We start from the raw sequence: 7,316 nt of genomic DNA on the forward strand, positions 1-7,316 counted from the left end.
ATAGATGAAATATAAAGGCTACTTAATTGATTTAGACGGAACGATTTATAAGGGGAAAGACAGAATCCCAGAAGGGGAGGCTTTTATCCATGAATTGCAAAAGCGGGCTATCCCCTATCTTTTTGTGACCAACAATACAACCCGCACTCCAGAGAGTGTTCAGGAGATGTTGGCTCAGAATTTTAATATCGATACGCCCCTATCGACTGTCTACACAGCGACTTTGGCGACTATCGACTATATGAACGACTTGGGGCTTGAAAAGACCGTCTATGTCATCGGAGAAGCAGGGCTTAAGGAAGCCATCAAAGCGGCTGGTTATGTGGAAGACAAGGATAATCCTGCCTATGTGGTAGTTGGACTAGACTGGCAAGTCGATTATGAAAAATTTGCGACAGCAACTCTAGCTATCCAAAAGGGAGCTCATTTTATCGGAACCAACCCTGACCTCAACATCCCGACAGAGCGCGGTCTTTTGCCTGGTGCTGGTTCACTGATTACCCTTCTTGAAGTAGCAACACGAGTGAAGCCTGTTTATATCGGGAAGCCAAATGCTATCATTATGAACAAGGCGGTTGAGCACTTAGGTTTGGAACGTGAAGAGTTGATTATGGTTGGGGACAACTATCTGACAGATATCCGAGCAGGGATTGACAATGGCATTCCAACGCTCTTGGTGACGACAGGTTTTACCAAGGCAGAAGAAGTAGCAGACCTGCCAATCGCACCGACTCATGTGGTTTCTAGCCTTGCGGAGTGGGATTTTGATGAAAACTAAATTAACCTTTTGGGGTTCTATGCTCTTTCTCCTCTCCCTCACAATTCTTCTGACCATCTATCTGGCTTGGATTTTCTATCCGCTGGAAATTCAGTGGTTAAGTTTAACGGATCGGGTCTATTTAAAACCAGAAACTATTCAGTACAACTTTCATATCTTGATGAATTATCTGACCAATCCTTTTAGTCAGGTCTTGCAGATGCCGGATTTTCGTTCGTCAGTATCTGGGCTACATCACTTTGCGGTGGTGAAGAATCTCTTTCACTTGGTGCAGCTAGTTGCTCTTGTGACACTACCAAGCTTCTATTTCTTTGCCAATAAGATTGTGAAAAAGGGCTTTTTATCTTTATTTAGTAGAGGGCTTCTGGCTCTAGTGCTTTTGCCTTTACTGATTGGACTTGGAGGAGTTTTGATTGGTTTTGACCAATTCTTTACCCTTTTCCATCAAATTCTCTTTGTGGGAGATGATACTTGGCTTTTTGACCCAGCCAAGGATCCAGTGATTCTGATTTTGCCAGAGACCTTCTTCCTTCATGCCTTTCTTCTCTTTTTTGCCCTCTATGAAAGCTTCTTTGGCTTTCTTTATCTGAAAAGTCGTAGGAAGTGAGATTTTCGATGTAGATTCATCATAAAAAACAGCCGAAATGGCCACAGTTGGTTCCTAACTGCAGCTATATCGGCTGTTTTTCTAACTTCTTCCCTGTTTATCTAATCTGCCTCTACCTGCCAGTAGCAACTCAGCCCAGAGTTTATGACCAATCAATTCCAGTTTTATTGAGCATTTTGACTTGTTGATAGAAGATGTCTCTCAATTGAGAAATAGTTTGGTCCAGGAAAAGACCATTCAGACTGTCCAGATAGGCTAAAATCTGACTTGCCAGTTCTATTCCCTCCTTCTTATCTTGTCTGAGCAAATTATAACATTCTTGCATTTTAATTTGAATAAATGCTTCTTGCAATACTCCTTTTAGGGAATGTAATTCCTTAATTCTATATACATCAATTTTGTCCACTAAATTTTGGGCAAGTTGGTAATGCCCATTTCGAGAATAGGTTCGGATGATGGTTAAGAGTGTCGATAGAAGCATTCGTTTTTGTATGAAATCAACAAATGTTTCTTTTAGCAAAGCAAGAGCTGTTTTTGCAATTTGTTGAAGTGTTTCTGTAGGAAAGTCAAAATATTCAACTAAAAGTGCAAATAAGGTGTAATCCAGTGAAAGCCAGTAGTTTAGTTGAAATAAGGCAGTCTTAGCCCGATTGAGGATAATCCAATCTTCTTTCAACAAATTCTCCTTATTCCTAAACATTCCTAAAGATTGGATATAGGCATAATCAGTGCAATAGGTATTAGATTCTAATATTTGAATCCATTCTAGCATCTTAGTTTGTGTTGTGAACCCAGTTTTTATAGCTTCGGAAAGTGAAGGATCCTGATACTGATAACGCACAAGCAACATTATAACATCATGGGTATCATGGATTTTGAGATTTTCTAGGATTTTGAAGTAGGTGTCAACCTTGATGGTTGTGATGCCTTTTTCAAATTTACTGAGATTGTTGGGACTAATGGCTGTGCCAGCAGCTTCTTTTAGAGTAAAGCCCCTCTCCTCTCGGATTTGTTTGATAACTGAACCAAAATTTATTTCCATTTTACTAATCTCCTTGTGATTTTACTTTATTATACACTATTTCAACTAGATAAGAAAAAAACAACAAAAAGATACGATATTGAGAAGTTTTGTAAGGGATTTCGGCGAAAAACTATTTTTTTCGTCGTTTTTCTTCACTAGTAGGAAAAGTATGCTATAGTATAGGGGAATAATATTTAAAGGAGTTTGTCTATGAAATTCAAACCAGTTTTGTTTGCTAGTTTAGCAGTAGCAACACTAGGAGCTACTACAGTTCTTGATACAGAAGGAAACCTGCCCTTCTCATCACAGGTTGTTCATGCAGATTCGAGTGATATCGTGGGGATTAAAAAACATGATGTGAAAATTACACTAAAACAACATCCTACATTAGAGAAATTAGATATCACGGCTACGATTGATAGTTTACCTAGAGGAGTATACAGTAATTCTATTAGTAGTGTTTTTGGTTTTTTTAAAAATGTTAACACTGGTGAACTTCATCAATATATTCTACCAAATATGTCGTTCACTTCTTATGAATTGTCAGTTTCAAGAGAGTTTTATTGGAATAATGATAATTTGATATCTTTAGCAGATGGAGATTATTGGATTGTGTATTCTGATACATTAGAGGATACAGAAGGTGCTCCTCGCTATGAACACCGTTACTACGGACAGTCTGAAATTGTAACGATTAAAGATCATAAAATCGTTAGTATCGGTGGACGAGGACAAGCTGCAACCCAACCACAAACACTTGCTACATCTAGCAGCTCAGCTTCTGGGAAAAATGGCTGGTCAGGTAACTCTTACTACCAAAATGGCAACAAGGTCTATAGCAAGTGGATCTATGATTACCAATATAAGTCTTATTTCTATATCGATGCTGCGGGTAACTATGTCCAAAATGCTTGGGTGGGCAATTACTACCTCAAATCTGGCGGTTATATGGCACAAAATGAGTGGGTATATGACAAAAACTATGGAGCTTATTACTATTTGACTGGTGAAGGAAGCTATGCTCGCAATGCTTGGGTCGGTAACTATTACCTCAAATCTAATGGTAAGATGGCCAAGAGTGAATGGATTTATGACAGAAATTATAGAGCCTACTATTACTTAACAGGTGAAGGTAATTATGCACGTAATACTTGGATTGGTGACTATTATCTTAAATCTAATGGTAAGATGGCCGTTAGTGAACGAACTCCAGATGGCTATCGAGTAGATGGTTCAGGTAAATGGATTCGCTAGTAGGAGCAGATGGTAAGTTATGATGAAAATGAAAACAGTATTAGTCTCGGCCTTGTCTATTTTAGTCGTAGGCTCTACAGCTCTCGTTAACGTTCAGGAAGTAATGGCTGACACTCCTAACATTGCTAAATCCGACTATGATCCTTCTAAAGTTAAGAATTTAAAAGTACAGATGAATTTGAGTCAAGATACAAGTTCGGGAAAATTAAAGATCACAGCTAGTATTGATACCTTCCCAGAAGGAATGAATGAAATTTCTATTCCCTTTTTCTTGTTTAATGTAAAAACTCAAGTGACTGAAAAATTTCCTGGATTAGCCGATGCTATTTTTACGCCTAGTCAACCAAGCGTGACAAGGGAATACGATATGAACCAGGAGAATTTGAATGCCTTTACGGATGGAGAATATCGAATTGTTTTGAGAGATTGGAAACAGCCTCCGTATGGATATTATCGTTATTATGGTTACACTGACATTGTTACTATCCACGACCATAAAATGGTTGGAACAGGAAGTCATATTAATCAGTCCAAAAATGGTTGGTTCGGTAATTCATACTATAAAAATGGAGTTAAAGCAAGAAACGAATATATTCGCAGTTCTGATAGAAGAGGAGTATATTATGTAGATTCGGATGGTAACTTGGTTGAAAATAAATGGTTTGGGAATTTCTACTTTAAACCTGGTGGTTTAATGGCACAGCAAGAGTGGATTTACGATAAAAATTATGGGGCTTGGTACTATATATTAGCTCAATCAGGATATGTAAAAAATGGTTGGATTGGAAATTACTACCTCAAAGCTGATGGTAAAATGGCCCAGAGCGAGTGGATTTATGATACATACTATCAGTCTTATTACTACTTAACGAGTGAAGGTAGTTATGCCCGCAATACATGGGTAGGCGATTACTATCTTAAAGCGAACGGCAAGATGGCTGTTAACGAATGGACACCAGATGGTTACCGTGTAGATGGTTCAGGTAAATGGATTCGCTAGTAAGCTAGAGGCTAAAATAGTGTAATCTGTATGATAAAAGGAATCCTTTTAGGAAATTTTCTTAAAAGGGTTTCTCTGTATTTATAATTGAAAATAAAATGAGAAGTGAGATAGAGAAAATGAAAAGGTCTCCATTGGTTACAATAAAATCTCGATTAGATTTTATTTATTTAGCTTATGCTGTTAGTTTGGGATTGATTATTTTGTTTAGCTTTATGGGGGTAATGGTTGATGAAGTAAATAATTCTTTAAATATTTATGGTTGGATTAGGGGGATTTTAAACGCAAATCTCTTTTTAGCAGTCTCGTTATTAGAACTTGTTTTTGTATTGAAAAGAAAAGAGAAAACCTTGATTTTCCTTAGGATTTTAAATAGTTTATGGTTGTTTAAGTTGCTTCTAGACGTTGTAAGAGGAGTTGTCCAAAGTCGAATGGCAGCTACAAGTTATAATGTTTTTGCTGGGATTGTTCAGTTTACATCTGGATTTTTGTCAGGTTGGTCTCCGACCATGGAAAGGGCCAACTCAGCCGACATGTTGAATGGATATTATCTAATTTTGTATTCAACATTTTTTAGCTTAATTCTTCTTTTAGTCTATTGTTACTTCAAGTATATAAAAAAGGAAAAACTAACCTTTGAATTTCATCTTTCATTTTTATCAGTAGAGGATATTAAGAAATCCTATGCTAAAAATAAACTCTTAACAGTTGCTTCCATCAGCATATCCATATCGCAATTCTTGTATTTTTATAGCTTACCTGGTACAATTAATAAAACAGTATCACCCTTTACTTACCATGCTATTTTGGCTCTCATTATTCTTGCTTTAGCCGTTTTAGTCGTATCCTCTATTGCAAGTGGAGAAGAAAAAAGATTGGATACATATATCATCACCTTGTTACTAACATTTATCGTTTATAATCCAATATACATTTTTCAACATGGTCGTCCTGGTTTAGGTTATATTGTTTACATTTTTGGATGGATCTTATTTGGCTATTATTTGGTGGACAAAAAATGGATACAATCAGAAAGGAATCATTGAGAAAATTTGAAAAAGATGAAAAAGTATTTACGATATAGTATTGTTTTCCTAGTTGCCCTGCTTTTTTTAGGGGCTTGTGGAAAGAAGGAAGAATCCTCTTCAGAGGTAATGGATCAGATTGATATTGCGAATTCTCTTGAAACAGACAATTTTGATGAGTGGTATCGTTCTTTTGGAACGATTGAACATTTATCAGGTGAGATGCCCTTATTTGGAACAATCGATCTTGGCTATAATGGTCAGGCCATTATTGTGAGAGATGGGAAAGAGATGTTGCATGGCCGTGATCGTGGTGGAATGATGAAAGGTCAATTTACGATTAAAAAGTATGCAGGGGACACGAAGGTCATGACCATCGATTACGAGCTCGACAAGACTTATGTCGTTGGAAAGACATACTCTAAAACAACAGTCCTACCAGAAGTTGAGGTATCGCTTTCTATATCTCAGGAAGAGATTGATCGCATCGAAACTGACTATAAAGATCAGTCTTATACTTTTTATGGCTACAAGGATCCTAACGGCTATCTGATTTTGACAGATGGAAAAGAAGACAAACCAACAGTCTATCTTTACAAGCTGGAGCAACCTATGGATTTGAAAGTCACTGCTGAAAAGGCTGCGGTACGTAAGGAACCTCTCTATGATTCAGAAGTGATTACTGAACTCAGCAAGGATCAAAGAATAACCGCTTCTAATTCGGTTGCTGGAGAGAGAAAAGATAGAGGCCATATTTGGTACCAAATTGATGTAGAAGGTAAAACTGGTTTTATACTGCAAGCGGATATTATCGACCCCAAAACAAATCTATTCCCTATGAACAAGATAGCTACGAGACGTCCATTTAAGGTACCGGAAATTTTGAATGGAAATCTACATCTAATAGCAGATACCTGGGTTAATGCTGCGGGTGAAGAAATCACTATCAAACCAGATGGCAGCATGAGTAACGGAGAACGTTTGCAAATAGGATCAGAGAACGTGGATATACCTGCTCTGATTGTTGGAAGAACAGAAGAGGGTGTCATTGTCTATCCAGCTAATACACCAAGTCATCCTCATGGTGGCCGATCAGATAGCAGTAAGGATAGGATAGCCTTCTCAAATAGTCCATTTGTTCCAACAGATAAGTTTTTCTACAGAAAATCAGATGGCGTAACAACTTTTGATAATTCAGGAACTCAGAATGCGACTAATCAGGAGACAGCTCAGAGTTCGAGTCGGGAACCTGTAGTTGGAAATCCTTCTGTTCAAAATCCTCAAAAGGATGAAATATCACTAGTAGTAGGTAGTTGGTCGACAACAGGTTCGAAACCTAACAACTTGATTATTCACGATTCAGGCCGAGTTAATGACTATGAACGAATCTTTTTGTCCAAGAACCAGGAAGGAGCCGTTGGAAAGCGATTTGAGATTGGAATACGGGCAACAACGCCTGTACTCTTTATACCAGCTGGAACGCCTCACGGTGCGTCAGATTCATCCAAAGATCGCCTGTTTTATGAAGAATTTGGGAAATCAGACAGGGCTGAAGATTATTACTATCGAGATTAGAAGATATATTCAAAAGGAAAAGAATGTCGCAAGATTGTGGCGTTCTTTTTTGT

The 7,316-nt window shown here is 37.7% G+C and carries 7 protein-coding genes; 6 read left to right on the forward strand and 1 reads right to left on the reverse strand.

What is annotated here, in order from left to right; genetic code table 11:
* Positions 1-4: 4 nt before the first annotated feature.
* Positions 5-778, forward strand: coding sequence for a TIGR01457 family HAD-type hydrolase (locus ACLNCV_RS09385; RefSeq protein ID WP_424845140.1), 774 nt, complete (start codon positions 5-7; stop codon positions 776-778).
* Complete coding sequence (locus ACLNCV_RS09390; RefSeq protein ID WP_424845141.1) at positions 768-1,385, forward strand: TIGR01906 family membrane protein; 618 nt, start codon at positions 768-770, stop codon at positions 1,383-1,385. Before ACLNCV_RS09385 ends, ACLNCV_RS09390 begins: the two co-directional genes overlap by 11 nt.
* Positions 1,386-1,527: 142 nt before the next feature.
* Here the strand turns inward: ACLNCV_RS09390 and ACLNCV_RS09395 are convergent, their stop codons facing one another.
* Positions 1,528-2,427, reverse strand: coding sequence for a helix-turn-helix domain-containing protein (locus ACLNCV_RS09395; protein ID WP_261030148.1), 900 nt, complete (start codon positions 2,425-2,427; stop codon positions 1,528-1,530).
* Between the two features lie 192 nt (positions 2,428-2,619).
* Here ACLNCV_RS09395 and ACLNCV_RS09400 point away from each other — a divergent pair, with 192 nt between their 5' ends.
* The 4 genes from ACLNCV_RS09400 to ACLNCV_RS09415 all read left to right on the forward strand — a co-directional run bounded on the left by ACLNCV_RS09400 (position 2,620) and on the right by ACLNCV_RS09415 (position 7,263).
* On the forward strand, positions 2,620-3,663 hold the full coding sequence (locus ACLNCV_RS09400; protein ID WP_261030146.1) for an endo-beta-N-acetylglucosaminidase: 1,044 nt from the start codon (positions 2,620-2,622) through the stop codon (positions 3,661-3,663).
* A 19-nt stretch (positions 3,664-3,682) separates the two neighbouring features.
* The gene (locus ACLNCV_RS09405; protein WP_424845142.1) at positions 3,683-4,663 is read left to right on the forward strand and encodes an N-acetylmuramoyl-L-alanine amidase family protein; all 981 of its coding nucleotides are present in this window, start codon (positions 3,683-3,685) and stop codon (positions 4,661-4,663) included.
* 119 nt (positions 4,664-4,782) lie between these two features.
* On the forward strand, positions 4,783-5,709 hold the full coding sequence (locus ACLNCV_RS09410; RefSeq protein WP_424845143.1) for a hypothetical protein: 927 nt from the start codon (positions 4,783-4,785) through the stop codon (positions 5,707-5,709).
* 15 nt (positions 5,710-5,724) lie between these two features.
* A complete protein-coding gene (locus ACLNCV_RS09415) occupies positions 5,725-7,263 on the forward strand; it encodes a DUF6287 domain-containing protein (protein WP_424845144.1) in 1,539 nt (512 codons plus the stop codon).
* The last annotated feature ends 53 nt before the right edge of the window (positions 7,264-7,316 follow it).

It is taken from the genome of Streptococcus sp. CL5.50 (genome assembly GCF_049738015.1).
Taxonomy (GTDB): Bacteria; Bacillota; Bacilli; order Lactobacillales; family Streptococcaceae; genus Streptococcus; species Streptococcus mitis_CA.

Coding starts and splice junctions, on each gene's coding strand:
- ACLNCV_RS09400 (WP_261030146.1), top strand. CDS start 2,620: ATGAAATTCAAACCAGTTTTGTTTGCTAGTTTAGCAGTAGCAACACTA.
- ACLNCV_RS09395 (WP_261030148.1), bottom strand. CDS start 2,427: ATGGAAATAAATTTTGGTTCAGTTATCAAACAAATCCGAGAGGAGAGG.
- ACLNCV_RS09385 (WP_424845140.1), top strand. CDS start 5: ATGAAATATAAAGGCTACTTAATTGATTTAGACGGAACGATTTATAAG.
- ACLNCV_RS09410 (WP_424845143.1), top strand. CDS start 4,783: ATGAAAAGGTCTCCATTGGTTACAATAAAATCTCGATTAGATTTTATT.
- ACLNCV_RS09405 (WP_424845142.1), top strand. CDS start 3,683: ATGATGAAAATGAAAACAGTATTAGTCTCGGCCTTGTCTATTTTAGTC.
- ACLNCV_RS09390 (WP_424845141.1), top strand. CDS start 768: ATGAAAACTAAATTAACCTTTTGGGGTTCTATGCTCTTTCTCCTCTCC.
- ACLNCV_RS09415 (WP_424845144.1), top strand. CDS start 5,725: ATGAAAAAGTATTTACGATATAGTATTGTTTTCCTAGTTGCCCTGCTT.